15 protein-coding genes are annotated in these 16,098 nt (G+C 51.2%); all 15 read right to left on the bottom strand.

Annotated elements, in window-relative coordinates:
* Nucleotides 1–20: 20 nt before the first annotated feature.
* The 15 genes from EXY25_RS14090 to urtB all read right to left on the bottom strand — a co-directional run bounded on the left by EXY25_RS14090 (nucleotide 21) and on the right by urtB (nucleotide 16,066).
* Nucleotides 21–719 carry an endonuclease gene (locus EXY25_RS14090; RefSeq protein ID WP_130567254.1) on the bottom strand — a complete coding sequence of 233 codons (699 nt, stop codon included), beginning with the start codon at nucleotides 717–719 and terminating at the stop codon, nucleotides 21–23.
* A 138-nt stretch (nucleotides 720–857) separates the two neighbouring features.
* Nucleotides 858–4,838, bottom strand: coding sequence for a response regulator (locus EXY25_RS14085; protein ID WP_130567253.1), 3,981 nt, complete (start codon nucleotides 4,836–4,838; stop codon nucleotides 858–860).
* Between the two features lie 268 nt (nucleotides 4,839–5,106).
* Nucleotides 5,107–5,652 (bottom strand): hypothetical protein, encoded by a 546-nt coding sequence (locus EXY25_RS14080; RefSeq protein WP_130567252.1) that lies wholly within the window; start codon nucleotides 5,650–5,652, stop codon nucleotides 5,107–5,109.
* A 241-nt stretch (nucleotides 5,653–5,893) separates the two neighbouring features.
* Nucleotides 5,894–6,490, bottom strand: coding sequence for a HupE/UreJ family protein (locus EXY25_RS14075; protein ID WP_130567251.1), 597 nt, complete (start codon nucleotides 6,488–6,490; stop codon nucleotides 5,894–5,896).
* Entirely contained in the window at nucleotides 6,487–7,155 is a 669-nt protein-coding gene (gene ureG, locus EXY25_RS14070; RefSeq protein WP_130567250.1) for an urease accessory protein UreG, read from the bottom strand. The genes EXY25_RS14075 and ureG overlap by 4 nt, the downstream gene beginning before the upstream one ends.
* A 1-nt stretch (nucleotide 7,156) precedes the next feature.
* Nucleotides 7,157–7,834 (bottom strand): urease accessory protein UreF, encoded by a 678-nt coding sequence (locus tag EXY25_RS14065; protein ID WP_130567249.1) that lies wholly within the window; start codon nucleotides 7,832–7,834, stop codon nucleotides 7,157–7,159.
* Nucleotides 7,834–8,364, bottom strand: coding sequence for an urease accessory protein UreE (ureE, locus tag EXY25_RS14060; RefSeq protein ID WP_130567248.1), 531 nt, complete (start codon nucleotides 8,362–8,364; stop codon nucleotides 7,834–7,836). The genes EXY25_RS14065 and ureE overlap by 1 nt, the downstream gene beginning before the upstream one ends.
* Before the next feature lie 37 nt (nucleotides 8,365–8,401).
* Nucleotides 8,402–10,108 (bottom strand): urease subunit alpha, encoded by a 1,707-nt coding sequence (ureC, locus tag EXY25_RS14055; protein ID WP_130567247.1) that lies wholly within the window; start codon nucleotides 10,106–10,108, stop codon nucleotides 8,402–8,404.
* Nucleotides 10,109–10,159: 51 nt separating this feature from the next.
* A complete protein-coding gene (locus EXY25_RS14050) occupies nucleotides 10,160–10,465 on the bottom strand; it encodes an urease subunit beta (protein ID WP_130567368.1) in 306 nt (101 codons plus the stop codon).
* Nucleotides 10,466–10,499: 34 nt separating this feature from the next.
* Nucleotides 10,500–10,802, bottom strand: a complete 303-nt coding sequence (locus EXY25_RS14045) for an urease subunit gamma (protein ID WP_114339494.1) — start codon at nucleotides 10,800–10,802, stop codon at nucleotides 10,500–10,502.
* Between the two features lie 60 nt (nucleotides 10,803–10,862).
* Nucleotides 10,863–11,786 carry an urease accessory protein UreD gene (locus EXY25_RS14040; RefSeq protein WP_246019565.1) on the bottom strand — a complete coding sequence of 308 codons (924 nt, stop codon included), beginning with the start codon at nucleotides 11,784–11,786 and terminating at the stop codon, nucleotides 10,863–10,865.
* Nucleotides 11,783–12,478, bottom strand: coding sequence for an urea ABC transporter ATP-binding subunit UrtE (gene urtE / locus EXY25_RS14035; RefSeq protein ID WP_130567246.1), 696 nt, complete (start codon nucleotides 12,476–12,478; stop codon nucleotides 11,783–11,785). Before urtE ends, EXY25_RS14040 begins: the two co-directional genes overlap by 4 nt.
* A gap of 2 nt (nucleotides 12,479–12,480) precedes the next feature.
* A complete protein-coding gene (gene urtD, locus EXY25_RS14030; protein WP_246019573.1) occupies nucleotides 12,481–13,233 on the bottom strand; it encodes an urea ABC transporter ATP-binding protein UrtD in 753 nt (250 codons plus the stop codon).
* A gap of 74 nt (nucleotides 13,234–13,307) precedes the next feature.
* Nucleotides 13,308–14,423 carry an urea ABC transporter permease subunit UrtC gene (gene urtC / locus EXY25_RS14025; protein ID WP_114339491.1) on the bottom strand — a complete coding sequence of 372 codons (1,116 nt, stop codon included), beginning with the start codon at nucleotides 14,421–14,423 and terminating at the stop codon, nucleotides 13,308–13,310.
* Nucleotides 14,424–14,425: 2 nt separating this feature from the next.
* A complete protein-coding gene (gene urtB, locus EXY25_RS14020; protein ID WP_246019564.1) occupies nucleotides 14,426–16,066 on the bottom strand; it encodes an urea ABC transporter permease subunit UrtB in 1,641 nt (546 codons plus the stop codon).
* Nucleotides 16,067–16,098 lie beyond the last annotated feature (32 nt).

Genomic DNA, 16,098 nt, shown 5'->3' with positions numbered 1-16,098 from the left:
ACCCTAAATCGGGCTAACACCTAACATTTATCTGCCGTATACCGGTTTATATCTCCCTGTAACGCCGCCACAGCCTGTTGATGCTGACATTCACTGTCTGTAGGGGGAAACTGCTTATCCCAGGCTTGAAATAGCTTACGCTGCTTACTGCTGAGCTTTACCCCGTGCTTGTCAGCCATATAAAAGTAGATACGCGCGATCCAGCCTCGCGCGCGTTGTGGCGGCTCAGCAACCCGCTGCTTAAAATCGACCTTCATCGGGCATTGGCCATAGCTGCCATATTTTGATGAGGTGACCACCCCAAAGCGGAAATTACTGCGGTTGCCATTAACTTCGCCAATGGCGGGCACCAGGTTATGCATATCCCCTTCAAACGCCTTAAACGCAGTACTGCGCTTGCCACAATTTTTACGACCACCATTTTGCCAACATTGCTTTTGATGACCATATTCCCACGCTGGCACGATATGCTCCCACTCGATACGGCTAGCGCGCTTCTTCTCTTTACGCACTTGATAGCCGCAGCTCGTGAGATCTGGAATGAGCTTCTTACCCTGCGTTTGAAAACGACAGCCACAATAAAAGGAAGTGGGCTCTAGCTGGCCAGCATAGAGAGACTTTAATTGGCGTTTCGCCTGAGAAAAACTGTACTCATCGGCCAGAGCTTGAACGGATAAAAACAGAGAAAACAACGCAAAAAACAGCACACGATACAACAAGAACAACCTCTTCGCGTTTACAACCACATCAACAGACAGTGTCCCTTAAATTCTTGGTCACTCAAGTAGCAGTGACACGCAGGCGCTCCAGCCCTGCAGCTATCCTAGCATGCTCCCTCCACTAACGGGCAAGGAAGATCAAGGTTGCTCTTCCAACATAGCAAGCGCCTCGATAGCATCATCAAATTCGTAATCTGATATCGCCTGACTAAGCCTTTCTAACGCCCCCTTATGCGCAGCAATTCCTGGCACGCGTTCCACTGCCGTCAACAGTTCAGCGGCATCGGTATTGCACTCATCCAACAATATCCGCATCTGCGCGATCAGTGGGGTAAGCTGCGCCATATCTAACGGTTCGCTGACCGCCACCTCTGTCTCAGGCTTAACCAAATGCAAGCTCAAACCAGCGATCACTGGCGCCAACTCCACTATCACGGCAGCAAGCAATTCAGCGACGATCTCATCACTTTGCTGCTCCTGACAGGCCTGCTCTAACAGCCGCGCCTGCTCTGCCACCGCCAACGCCCCAATACTGGCCGCCGTACCTTTCAAGGTATGAGCAGCACGCTCTGGCGCATCAGCGTCACTGTCTTGTCGGGCGAGCAGGAACTGTTGCTCAAACCCTTGTTGGCCACTAAGAAATTTATTCAGCAGTTTCAGATACAGCTGCTGATTTCCCTGAGTCACAGCCAACCCAGCTTGTTTATCGATACCGGGAAAGTCAGGCAACTCTGCAGATACCGGTGCAGCAACCGCCTTAGGCGTGTCAGTCAACGGAGCGATGTTTGCTGAGGGTTTGATCCACTTCGCCATGATGGCAAACATCTCGCGGACGTTGATAGGCTTCGCGATATGATCATTCATCCCCGCGGCCAATACTTTTTCACGGTCTCCAGCCATCGCATTAGCTGTCATAGCAAGTACCGGCAGCTCCTTCCACGCGGAGTTTTCACGCAATTTTCGTGTTGCCGCATAGCCATCCATGACAGGCATCTGACAATCCATCAATACGCCGTCAAATTGACCTTTTGCCAGTTTATCTAACGCTTGTTGACCATCATCGGCCACCTCTACTGACAAACCATTAGAGAGCAACAACTCCACTGCCAACTCCTGATTCATCTCATTGTCTTCAACCAACAAGATATGCGCACCGCGCAATACTGATAACGCGGCTTCCAGATCCTCTTGGCGGGAACCCGTGCGGCTCTCTTTAATCACCTCTTTGCCGATAGCAACCATAATGGCATCCAGCAGCGAGGATGGGGTAACCGGCTTGCTCATCACGCTACTGATATGCGTGGTGTCGGCATGCTCCCGAGCTTCATCACGGCCATACGCTGTCGCCATAATAATGCGCGGCTGTATCGTCAGCATCAGCTCGTTCTGAATGGCCGCTATCGCAGCAAAACCATCCATGCCAGGCATCTTCCAGTCCATGATCACCACGTGGAAAGGATCGTCGGCTGGCGCCTCTTTCAACGCTTGCAACGACGCGGCGCCAGAGCTGACCGCTTCATTGCGCAGGCCAAAACTAGACAACATGTTGCAAAGAATATGGCGCGCAGAGCCGTTGTCATCCACCACCAAGACCCGGGTATCACCCAGCACTGTTTGCGCACGCTCTCTGCCGGTCGTCGCTTCGCTCTGCTTGCCAAAGCGAGCAGTAAAGATAAAACGGCTGCCCTCGCCCTGCTCGCTTTCAACCCAGATATCACCCTGCATCAGTTCGGTGAGATTTTTAGAAATAGCCAAGCCCAAACCGGTACCGCCAAATTTACGCGTAGTGGAGCTGTCCGCCTGACTAAAAGATTTGAACAGGCGTTGTTGCTGCTCCTGCGACATACCGATACCGGTATCACGTACGGTAAACTTAATCTCTACCTCATCATCGGTTTCATTGAGCAACTCTGCGCAGATCACCACCTCTCCGTGCTCGGTGAACTTCACGGCATTGTTACCTAGATTGACCAATATCTGCCCCAGCCGCAGCGGATCACCGATCAGCGCCGTGGGCATCTCAGCCGGAATATCAAACAGCAGCTCTAAGCCCTTATCTTCAATGCGCAGTCCCACTAAGTTAGCCAACGTATCCAACACATCTTCGAGCTGGAAATCGATAGCTTCCAAAGACATCTTACCCGCTTCAATTTTTGAGAAATCTAGGATGTCATTGATGATGCCAAGTAATGCTTCCGCCGAGCGATGTACCTTCTCAACATAGTTGCGCTGTTTAACGTTCAGCTCCGTTTGTAGCGCCAGATGGGACATACCAATAATGGCGTTCATCGGTGTGCGGATCTCATGGGACATATTGGCCAAGAAATCCGACTTAGCTTTAGTCGCAGCTTCAGCCACCTCTCTCGCCTTGGTCAGTTCGGTAATATCAGTAGAGATACTGCCTAACGCAAAGACCTCTCCCTCACTATTGCGGATCGGAAAGCGATAGGAAAAATAGATATGCTTGGTGCCGTCGGGATGGGGAAACTCCTCTTCAAAAGCGACATCGTCCCCCTTGCGTATCACCTCCTTGTCATGGGCTAATAGCGGTTCAACGACCTCTTTCGGCAAGTAGTCATAAGGTGAATGGTTGATCGCTTGCTCTTCACTGATACCTGTCGCCTCACACCAGCCGGGATTGACCAGCAGGTAACGACCATCAAGCCCCTTGATGTTTACCACCGCAGGTGAATAATCCAGGATCCCTTTTAGCAGCAGACGGTTCTCTTCCAGGGTCAGTGCAGTCTCTTTCTCCTGACTGATATCATCAGTCGTCGCAACAAAGTGGGTGATCTCCTGTGCGTCATTAACCACTGGCGCAATTGCCAACGATGCCCAAAATAGCTCGCCCCCTCTCTTCTTATTAACAAGTTCACCGTGCCATACCTGCCCCTCCATGAGGGTCTGCCACATGGTTTGATAAAGTGCTTTTGGTGTTTGACCACTTTTCAATAATTGAGGCGTTTGACCGACCGCCTCTGTCGCGCTGTAACCGGTTAATTTAGTGAAGTTAGGGTTAACATATTCAATCACCCCATGACTGTCGGTGATCATAATACTTAGAGGACTGTACTTGATCGCTTGCTCCAGCTTCTTCAGTTCCAGAGTGCGGGTTTCAATGCTCTCAGCCATGGCATTGTAGATGTTGGCCACGGTACCAATTTCATCCCTGTTACTGATTTCAATGCGCTTGCTGTAATCCCCCAGCTTGATCGCCGAGCTACCTAGCGCAAGTTGAGTCAGCGGCTTCACTACCCTACTTTTCAGGGTGAAAAATGCACTGATACAGAGCCCGATACAGCAAACAATTAATATCCCGATGAACCATACAATCCGCGTATTGTTGGCATTTATCTGCTGCAACTCATAGGCCGTACGTTTACCTACCAGAAAGAAAAACTCATCGATACGACGCATGATCTGAGCTTTGGCTTCATTATATGCTTGACCATGAACCAGCTGCCGCGCCAACTCAAGATCGGGCTCACCCTGCATCATCTCTTTACCATCATCATAGAAAAACAGACCAACAGCAGCATTCATCGCCCGAGATTCGATGGCGATGAGTCGATCCGAATCAGATTTAGCTTGTTCCAGTTTTTCAGTCTCTTGCAAAGAAAACCCCAAAGCCTCCATTCTTTGCTCAATACTGTAGGTTTCGCCATCTTGGTTTTGGCTGAGCGTACCGGCGATCACCTGATCCCAATAGGATTGCTGAAACCCTAGCGGGTGCGGCTTTTTACCATCACGGATCTCTATGATCTCTTGAAAATAGTCGCGATAAATCGAGTCACCAGTCACCGCATAAAGGCGCGCCATTCTGGTTAAATCATCTGAAGATTGTTTTACCTCCAACGCTAACGCCAGAGACGAGTACTTCCGAGCTTCAACCAGTTTGTGTTCCTCGATACCGGCGAGCAACAACCCAACCAGCATGCCAGCTGTGATAGTCAGAAAAGAGAAACTAAGAAAAACGACGAGCAGATTCTGCCGAATAGATAAGCGCAACAGGTAACGGTGAGCCAGTATAAAAAGCACAACGGCAGCCAAACCAACGGCGATAAGCAGGTAGGACAAAGTCGCCTGCCAAGCCACGCCTTCGGTGACGATCGAATCCATGGTTTCCCCTTATCACCCGCTTTTAACTGGTAGCTATGCGCAAGATGTCCGTAAAGTGTTTGATTTACTAGTAATAATAAATAGCGCGAATTTCAGCGAATGCCATCTTGATGAGGCAAAGATTTGATCAACAAAGGGATTTATTGACTATCAGGAGCGATTCAAAGCAATGGCCTGATCCCCGGCAGGTTTTTTAATTTCTATCCCCATAAAAAGCAAAAAGCGGAGAACTGTCTCCGCCTTTATATTTAACTAAGCCAACGCAACGCTATTTATTGTAACGACGTGCCGCAGCAAAACCTGCCAGCGCCAATCCCATCAAAGTCAGCGCAGCCGGGGCAGGAACAGCAGATTGAGCCGCCATCACGGTGACATCCGACACACCGTGATTACCAACAATATTACTCGTCCACCAAGCAGCCTTGCCAGCATCATTGATATTCCCTGAATCCCAACCAAAGAAATAGCTGATATTTGAAGAAAGACTATCGAAGGTCCACCAATCAAAGGTGTTAGCACCCGAATGATTCCAAGCAGTAACAGCTGCACCATCATAATCAAAAGAGTAGTCCAGTAGCGTACTGAACTGGCCATCTTGATAATCTCCGCCCACCAGACTACCCAAGGTACCGCCCGCGGCACTGCTAGTGACGGTAAAGTCGATCAAGGTAAATGTACCTGCGCCTGCAGCGACACCGTCAGTAACAAATTGGCCGGCTTCGCCACCAAAAGACCAATCCCAAATAACATCAGCCTGCGCTGAGTGTGCTGCCGCACTTAATGCCAATACACCGAATATTTTAGCTAACTTCATTACTTCTACTCCTAGCTTTGTATTTTTTTATAAGAATAATGAACCATATAGTCAGCAAAAAACGAGCCAATCATTAAAAAGCTATAATACTCAAAATGATGGGACCTCCATCTCTAAAACCTGCGGATAGAATGACAACTATCTCGACACTGATTTGATTGTTATATACACAAAAAAGCTGATCGTTTAGATCAGCTTTTTATTCTCTCGTGTCAAAAGCACTGCTTCCCCCTATTGGGGATCAATTTGTAAATTGCTTCTGTCCATCAGCTTCTGCATTCGAGAGAGAACGGAGTACAACCGCTATCCATGCGGATAACGAAAGCAGCAACATACTTGATACCAGTAAACCCAGATTAAACATCAAGCCAGCACTGACCATTTGCGCTTCAATCCCCTGCACCACGCCATGACAAGCACTAAACAACACGATAGCGGACAACACTAACAGTTGAAATTTAGCTTGCCGCCAACTTACCAACGCCAACACAGGTAGCGCGAATACTGACGCCAAAACCAATTGCTCGAACAATGATGCCGATGCCAACATACCGGAAACAAGGCTACCAGCCACTAAGCCTGATAACAGCGCCACGCCTGACATCACCAGCGCGCCAACACGCTGAGAGCCGACAAACGCAGCGATTAAGAGACCAAAACCTACCATCGCGATCAAATGATCCCAGCCGGTGATGGTGTGCATTAAACCAGCACTGAATTCTGCACCCGCGCCGTGGGCGACATGCTCATGCCCCGCATGGGCAAATACCTGAGCGGAAGAGAAAACCGACAATAGCACTGCGGCAGACGCACCATATTTTGTGATTAAACTTTTCATACACACTCTCCTTCACTACTTGTTTCAGCTTTTGTTTCAGCCACTGTCACCGGTTTTGGGGTCAACATGCCCTGTTCAATAATAAAATCGATGATGGTTTGCACACCGTCGCCACGCATTAAGTTGGTAAACACAAACGGCCGTTCGCCACGCATTTTCTTCGCATCGCGATCCATGACATCCAAAGACGCATTCACCATGGGGGCGAGATCGGTTTTGTTGATAATCAGCAGATCAGACTTAGTAATACCGGGGCCTCCTTTACGGGGGATCTTGTCACCAGCGCAGACGTCAATCACGTACAAGGTTAGATCTGACAACTCCGGGCTAAACGTGGCACTGAGGTTATCGCCACCACTTTCCACCAGCACGAATTCCAACTTCGGATGACGCACCAGTAACTCATCAATGGCGGCCAGATTCATAGACGCGTCTTCACGAATGGCAGTGTGAGGACAACCGCCCGTTTCCACACCCAGAATGCGATCGGCTTCCAGCGCTTCATGGCGTAATAGAAACTCGGCATCCTCTTTGGTGTAGATATCGTTGGTCACGACAGCTAAGTCATAGTGCTGCCGCATCGCCTTACACAGTTGGCGCAACAGCGCGGTTTTTCCAGAACCGACTGGGCCACCGACGCCGACTCGTAAACATTGTTGGCTCATATCAACTCCTAAATAATCGTGAATATTGTTGTTCGTGCCAGGCGCTGACCATGGCAAAGGCGGGCAAGGTCATGCCGATCTCGTCATCACTAACCGCCTCCCCCTCACTGACACAGGTTTGGATCGCGCCGTGCAACTTTAAAAGGATCTTCTGCGCTGCCGTCTGCCCCAATGGCACCGTTTTACATGCCACCACCACTTGATTCTCCAGCCAGCTCCACAGCCAGCCAGCTAAGGCGTCAGCCAAGGGGATCTGCAACTTCTGCGCGGCATAGGCATACATCGACAGGTAACCGGGCAGTCGCTCCCCCGGTATCGCAAAGCCCCCCTCGGGTGCCAGATCCAAGCTATGGATCAAACGGGAGAAGGTAGTGCCTAACTGCGTTTCCTCTTTCAGCAGTTCAGCGCTTTCTCGATTGGCCATCACTACATCCTGCCAGTAGCTAACGGCATTAAGATCCTGCTGTTGCCAGCTGATATACAAGCGCTTCAGCAGAGGTATATCCACATGGGATAGACCGTGGGTCATCATCTGCTCCAGCCATTGTTGCAGGCTATCAGGATCCTTCACCCAGCCCAGTTCTACCGCTGACTCCAGCCCTTGACTGTAGGCAAACGCACCGATCGGCAAACTGGGACTGCTGAGATGCAGTAACGACAGCAGGTTTGCGCTGGCCATCAGTGGCTATGACCTGTCACTGGCAGTGTTTCTGCCGGATGTTCATGGCTATGGTCGTGGCTATGATCATCATCGTGGGAATGACCATGGGAGTGCCCTCCCAGCCCCTGGGCATAAGCACCATTTTCTGGCGTAAAACCGGCTTTTTCAGCGGTCACAGTCAGTCCCAGTAACTCAACCATCTGCTCCAATACATGGTCAGGTTGAAAGCGGATCCAACGCTCACCCACTTGCAGCGGTACATGGCGATTACCCAAGTGATAACAGGCGCGGGCAAAGGTGTGCCAGCAATCCGTTCTGGCAACCACCACCTGTTCCGCTTCCGCTTTCACGGCGAAACATTTGCCACACTCAGTCACCAAGTAGTCGCCTTCCATCAACACCTCACCACGGGGCAGAAACACACCCACGTCATGACCAACATCAGAGCTGGCACGGAAACGTCCTTTCTGTCGCAATGAGAAAGGCAGCGTCAATTGGTCAAACAACTCGCCCACCGGATGACTATGCTTGGCGATAATTCTCAACATATCTCTCTCCAAAACCTTCTATAAAACAGGCCGTCTTCTAAAACAAACAGTAGCGCTGTGCCAATGGCAGTTCTGCCGCTGGCTCACAGGTCAGCAGCACGCCGTCGGCGCGTACTTCATAATTTTGTGGATCAACCTCGACTTTCGGACAGGCATTGTTCAACTTCATATCAGCTTTGGTGACTGTTCGGGTTCCCGATACTGGCAGTAACTGGCGTCTCAAGCCTAACTGCTCACCTAAACCGTTATCAGCAGCATGCTGACTGACAAAAGTCACTGAGGTTTTCGCGGCAGCGCTGCCATGGCCGCCAAACATATAGCGATAATGCACCGGCTGTGGCGTCGGAATGGATGCATTGGGATCCCCCATTGGGGCGGCAGCAATAAACCCTGACTTCAAAATCAAGGCCGGTTTAATGCCAAAAAACATCGGTTTCCACAGCACCAGATCCGCCATTTTGCCCACTTCAATGGAACCGACGTGATCGGCAATACCGTGGGCCAACGCCGGGTTAATGGTGTATTTGGCGATATAGCGACGGGCCCGAAAATTGTCACAGCCAATCGCTTCATCTTCTGGCAGCAAACCGCGTTGCTGGCGCATCTTATGGGCGGTCTGCCAGGTCCGACAGATCACCTCGCCAATGCGGCCCATCGCTTGAGAATCCGATGCGATCATCGAAAACACGCCCATGTCATGCAGAATATCTTCGGCGGCGATGGTCTCTTTACGAATACGGGAATCAGCAAAGGCCACATCTTCTGGAATATTTGGATCCAGATGGTGGCACACCATCAGCATATCCAGGTGTTCATCGACGGTATTCACCGTGTATGGCCGGGTCGGATTGGTTGATGAAGGCAGCACATTTTGCTGACTACAGGCACGGATAATATCCGGCGCATGGCCGCCACCGGCACCTTCGGTGTGATAAGTGTGGATGGTACGATCTTTAAATGCAGCCAACGTATCTTCGACAAAGCCCGACTCATTCAGCGTGTCAGTATGGATAGCCACCTGCACATCATACTGCTCTGCGACACTTAAACAGTTGTCGATGGCCGCCGGTGTGGTACCCCAATCTTCATGCAGTTTTAAGCCACATACGCCCGCTTCTATCTGCTCAGCTAAAGGCTCTGGCAAGCTGGCGTTACCCTTGCCTAGAAAACCAAAATTCATCGGAAAGTCATCGGTGCTTTGCAACATGCGGGCGATGTTCCAGGCCCCCGGTGTGCAGGTGGTGGCATTGGTGCCGGTGGCGGGGCCAGTGCCGCCACCAATCATGGTGGTGGTGCCCGACATCATCGCTTCTTCGATCTGTTGCGGACAGATAAAATGAATATGGGCGTCAATCGCGCCTGCGGTGAGGATCTGCCCCTCACCCGCAATCACTTCGGTGCTGGCACCGATATGAATAGTCACGCCTTCCTGAGTATCGGCATTACCCGCCTTACCAATGGCGGCAATGCAACCATCCTTAACACCCACATCGGCTTTAACGATGCCCCAATGGTCAAGGATCAACGCATTGGTGATCACCAAGTCCATCACCTGATCACGGCACAGCTGCCCCTGCCCCATGCCGTCACGGATCACCTTACCGCCACCAAATTTCACTTCATCGCCGTACACGGTGAAATCTTTTTCTACTTGAATAAACAGGTCGGTATCAGCCAAACGCACGCGATCTCCAACCGTGGGGCCATACATATCGACGTAAGCCTGACGAGAGATCTCACTCATGACCGACTCCTTTTGCTGCCGTTTGCCTCTGCAATGCATATCTCTTCATCTTCACAGCGCTCCCATCACATCACCACGAAAGCCATAAATCTCTCGTTTACCAGCAATATCAACCAGCTCAATGGTGCGGGTCTGCCCTGGCTCAAAACGCACTGCTGTGCCTGCGGCGATATTCAAACGCATCCCTTTTGCCACCTCACGATCAAACTCAAGGGCTGGGTTGGCTTCATAAAAGTGATAGTGGGATCCGATCTGTACCGGACGATCCCCATGATTCACTACCTTAAGCTGAACGGTCTTACGACCAACATTCAGCTGGATAGGCTGGTCACTCAGTTGATATTCACCTGGGATCATTTTGCCGCTAACGGATTGACTCATGACTCACTCCTTACTGGATCGGCTCATGGATGGTCACCAGCTTGGTACCATCTGGAAAGGTGGCTTCCACCTGAACGTCATGGATCATCTCGGCGATGCCATCCATCACTTGCTCGCGCGTCAGGATATGACGACCACTGCTCATCAGCTCTGCCACACTGCGTCCATCTCGCGCCCCTTCCATCACCTCAAATGAGATCAGCGCAATCGCTTCCGGATAATTCAGTTTCAACCCCCGTGCTAACCGGCGCTCTGCCAGCATGGCTGCAGAAAACAGCAGCAGCTTATCTTTCTCTCTGGGTGACAGTTCCATGGCTACCTCGTTATCTATATTGTTCTTTTAACTATCAATTTAATGGCGTCAACACTCGACCTAAGTGGCCCAGATCCTAGGCGGACAGGGCGGCAGTCCAATCACCTCAGGCCGCAAGATCTGCCAAGCCAAGCGTAATCCGCGCTGTGCTTGCTCGCTGTCATGTCCCAAGTAACGCACAATGATCAGATCTAACCGCTCAGTCACACTAAACCAGTCACTGCCCTCGCGTTCAGGCAGTGCCGCGCGTAATTGCTCAACGAGCGTTTCTCGAGCATCAGTGCCGTAAGCGACCAAAGTGCCGGAGACCGTTGCCCCTTGAAATGCAGGCATGGCAAGCATCAGCGGATCGTTACCTGCTAATTTCTGTCGCTCCAGCAGCAAGGGACGACCATCGTGATAAAGAGACAGTCGTTGCTCGATTTTGCCTTGGGAAAATGGCAGGTCTGAGGCGGGTCGACCTAAACAGATCACGTCCATCCCAATAAACTTTGCGTTGCCGTGAAGGTTAATGCAGGTGTCTAACACGCCATGGGCACCATCAAACACCAAGGTTTCCATAGGCAACCATTCGCAGCGGGCATTATCGATACACAGGTTCACCTGCTGCTTCTGGATCACATCGCAGCTATCGGCGTGGTAGATCTTTCCGGCCGATGGCGTCGTTAACAGCGCATGGGCGTTATCACCACACTCGATCTGAATAGACAGATCATCCCCAGAGACCAAACCACCCGGCGGGTGCAGCAGATACACATGGCACACATCCCCTTCCGGATAAAACGGCCGCTGCACTCTTAACGGCCCATAAAAATCCATCTTATGCATGCGGGTCTTACCCGCCGGTGCGTCAAACCCTAGCGCTAACGACGCCGCCCAATGCCGCTGCGTGCCAAAAGTTAACTGTCCAGTCACCGCCGTTGTCCCCTCTTCAGGCAGTAACATTGACGTATCCAGCTCAGAGGGCAAAAGGCGCTCACTCATACGGTCAGGTACCTTTTGATTAAGGTGTCATCCAACGCCGTCATCTCGCCCGTCGCCACTTGCCGACCACGATCAAGAATGCAGAAGTTATCCGCCACTTTGCGGGCGAACGGTAGCTTCTGTTCCACCAGTAAGACGGTCAGGCCGATCTCTTCGTTTAAGCGACGGATAATGTCACCGATTTCAGCCACCACATTAGGCTGGATCCCTTCGGTGGGTTCATCGAGGATTAACAGTTTAGGATCGATTGCCAAGGCACGACCAATGGCCAACTGTTGCTGCTGCCCCCCTGAAAGGTCGCCACCACGACGATTCATCATCTCAGCTAAAACGGGAAATAGTTCGAATATAAACTCAGGAATTTTGTTGCTGCGATCCGGACGGGCGGGCAAGCCTACCTGCAGATTTTCTTCCACCGTTAGCAGTGGGAATATCTGCCGCCCTTGGGGCACATAGCCGATACCCATGGGCGCACGCTTTTCACTGATCAGTTTCTCAATCGGCGCACCGTTAAATTCAATGCTGCCGGACTTCACCGGCAGCAGCCCCATGATGCATTGCAGCAAAGTAGTTTTGCCGACGCCATTGCGCCCCATTAAACAGGTGCAGGCGCCTTCAATGACTTCCAGGTCAAGATCCCACAAGGTATGGCTTTGGCCGTAAAACTGATTGAGTCCTTTAATACTCAGCATGGTTACTCTCCCAGATAAACTTCGACCACGCGCGGGTCTTGCTGCACTTGTTCCATGCTGCCTTCTGCCAACACACTGCCCTGATGCAACACCGTCACTTGCTTAGCAAGCGAGCGCACAAAATCCATGTCATGTTCCACCAACACAATAGAGTGCTGACCCGCTAATGAGGTCAGTAATTCCCCCGTACGATCCATCTCCTGATGGGTCATCCCCGCCACTGGTTCATCGACTAACAACAGTTTCGGGTTCTGCATCAGCAACATGCCAATTTCTAACCACTGTTTCTGGCCGTGAGAGAGACTACCCGCATCCAACCAGCGCTGATCCAGCAAACCAATCTGCGCTAACACTTGGTCAATCTGATCTTTCTGCTCGCCAGTTAAACGAGCGGTCAACGTGGCAAACACCCCTTTGGCACCAGACATCGACAGTTCCAGATTTGAAAACACACTCAGTTGCTCAAATACCGTGGGCTTCTGAAACTTGCGGCCGATCCCTGCTTGGGCGATCTCAGGCTCACTCATATTCAACAGGTTGATGCTTTGGCCAAACCAGGCACTGCCACTATCAGGACGGGTTTTACCGGTAATAATGTCCATCATGGTGGTTTTACCTGCGCCATTGGGGCCAATGATGCAACGCAGTTCACCCTCTTTGATGTAGAGGTTCAGGTCGTTAATCGCTTTAAAGCCATCAAAACTGACGCTGATATCTTCCAGATAGAGGATGTAACCTTTGGCCACATCCAGCATCGGCGATTGCACAGGCTTAAGAAATTCGAACACCTGATCACGGCGACCGTACTCATAAAACGCATCGGTCATATTCATGCGTTTGCCTCCTCGGCAGTCGCCTTCTGTTTACGCTTAAGGTTGTTAAACAACCCCACCAGGCCATTAGGCAGGAACAGCGTCACCACCACAAACAGTGCGCCAAGAGCAAACAGCCACACTTCAGGCATAGCCACGGTGAGATAACTTTTTGCGTAATTCACCAATATGGCACCGATCACCGCACCATATAGCGTGGCTCGACCGCCAATAGCGACCCATACCACCAGTTCAATGGAGTTCAGCGGCGAAAATTCTGACGGGTTAATAATGCCCACTTGCGGCACATACAGAGCACCGGCTATCCCTGCCAAAACGGCGGAAAAGGTAAATACCGCGAGCTTGATATATTCCACTTTAAAACCGATAAAGCGGGTACGGGATTCCGCATCGCGCACCGCCATCGATACCCGCCCCAACTTGCTGGCGATAATAAACCGACAGGCCAGATACCCCAGCCCCAGCGCCAATGCCGAGCAAAGGAATAGGCCAATGCGGGTACCATCTGATTGCAGGTTAAAACCAAGCAACTCCTTAAAGTCGGTCAAGCCATTGTTACCACCAAAACCCATCTCGTTACGGAAGAAGGCTAACAGCAGCGCGAAGGTCAGGGCCTGGGTCATGATCGACAGATAAACCCCGGTCACCCGTGAGCGAAACGCCAACCAACCAAAGGCAAACGCCAGCGAACCCGGCACTAGAACAATCATTAACGCGGCAAACCAAAACTGATCAAAGCCCAGCCAATACCAAGGTAACTCCTGCCAATCGAGGAACACCATAAAGTCTGGTAATAGCGGATGCCCATAAACGCCACGGTCACCGATCTGACGCATCAGATACATGCCCATGGCATAGCCACCAAGAGCGAAAAAGGCACCATGCCCCAAACTAAGAATGCCGAGATAACCCCATACCAGATCCACGGCCACTGCAAGCAGCGCATAGGTCAGATATTTGCCCAATAAGGTCACGGTATAGGTGTTGAGGTGAAAACTGCTGTCTGGCGACACCAGCATATTTAGCACGGGCACTAACACGGCCACCACAAACAGGGTTCCGAGAAATACCACGGTCGCGCGATTAAACACGTTTTGCGACTGCACACTCATGCTTAATCCTCCGCCGAACGACCTTTCTGCGGGAACAAGCCCTTAGGTCGTTTTTGAATAAATAGAATGATAAAGACCAGCACAAGGATCTTCGCCAGTACTGCGCCCGCCATCGGCTCCATGATCTTATTGGCCACACCAAGTGACAGCCCAGCCACTAAGGTGCCCCACAAGTTACCGACGCCGCCAAACACCACCACCATGAACGAGTCAATGATGTAGGCCTGCCCCAAGTTAGGCCCGACGTTGGTGAGCTGACTCAGTGCCACACCGGCCACCCCTGCGACACCCGAGCCCAAGCCAAAGGTCAAGGCATCAACCCGGGATGAACGCACGCCCATCGCGCGGGCCATCGCCCGATTTTGCGATACGGCACGCACCTGCAGGCCTAAGCGGGTATAACGCAACAGTGCGAACAGCAGCGCAAACACGATGAGACAAAACAGCACGATATAGAGGCGATTAAGGGTGAGCGACAACACAGGATTAATCATCAGTGAGCCACTCATCCAATCAGGGGTTGCAACAGAACGGTTGAGGGGGGAGAAAACGCTTCTCACCGCCTGCTGCAAAATCAAACTGAGGCCAAAGGTCGCCAACAATGTTTCTAACGGGCGACCATACAAAAAGCGGATAACAAAACGTTCAATGGCAATACCGACTACGCCGGAAACAATGAACGCAGCAGGTATCGCTACCAGGATCGACAAACCAATGTGGTTGGGCATCAATAGCTGAACCACATAAGTGGTGTAAGCACCCAGCATGATTAACTCACCGTGGGCCATATTGATCACGCCCATCACGCCAAAGGTGATGGCAAGACCAATGGCCGCTAGTACTAATACCGACCCCAGGCTTAAACCAAAAAACAGCGTTTCAGCAAAGCCGGAATATTTTACTTTTTGGTCAATACGCGCCAGCGCTTTCTCTGCTTGCTGCTTTAACTCGGGATTCTCTGTGGCATCAGCAAAACTGACCAAGGCATTGCGGGCGGTAGGCTGCAGGCTGTCAGCCAATACAGCAATATCAGCGGCCAGATCCGTACTCTCTTTATTGAGGTTATCGACGGCCAAAGCAATAGTGATAAGTTCACGCACGTCGTCATCCGTTTCTAACGCCAACCGCTCGACCAGTAATCCATTTGTTTCAGGCGTAAGTTCACCTATTAGCGCTTCGATAGCTGCGGCGCGATTGGCAGGATCTTCCGCTGCCAACCCCAAGGTCGCTAATCCCTGTTTAATCTGTTTGCGCAGGGCGTTGTTCAAACCCACTCGTTTTACGCTGCGCTTTTTGACAGCAAGAAGGCCGGCATATGATCGATTAATCTCACCGTCAACCAGCAACGGCGCGACATGGGTCGCGCCATCTTCCGCCTTTTGCATAAACACGACCGCGTTGGTCTTTTTCTGACGATAAAGCTGCCCATCCAGCAACATCTGTAAGATCGTTTGTGTGCGAGGATCTTTACTGGCCAATAGCAAACGCACGGCCTGCTCTTTTTGCGGATACTTTTTAGAGCCGAGCAATGTCAGCCCTTGGTTGAATTGATCGGCCGCCAGGGGTTCTTCAACGACAGTCCCGTGGGCGGATGAGGTCAGCGCCAACGCCATCCAACATAAAAAAAACGATAACCATTTCAAGGGCGGTGACTCCTTCCCTACTTTCAATCGGC

The organism is Corallincola spongiicola (genome assembly GCF_004284785.1).
Classification (GTDB): Bacteria; Pseudomonadota; Gammaproteobacteria; order Enterobacterales; family Neiellaceae; genus Corallincola; species Corallincola holothuriorum.
Note: the sequence above shows the minus strand (reverse complement) of the source record. Positions and strands in the feature narration are given on the sequence as shown.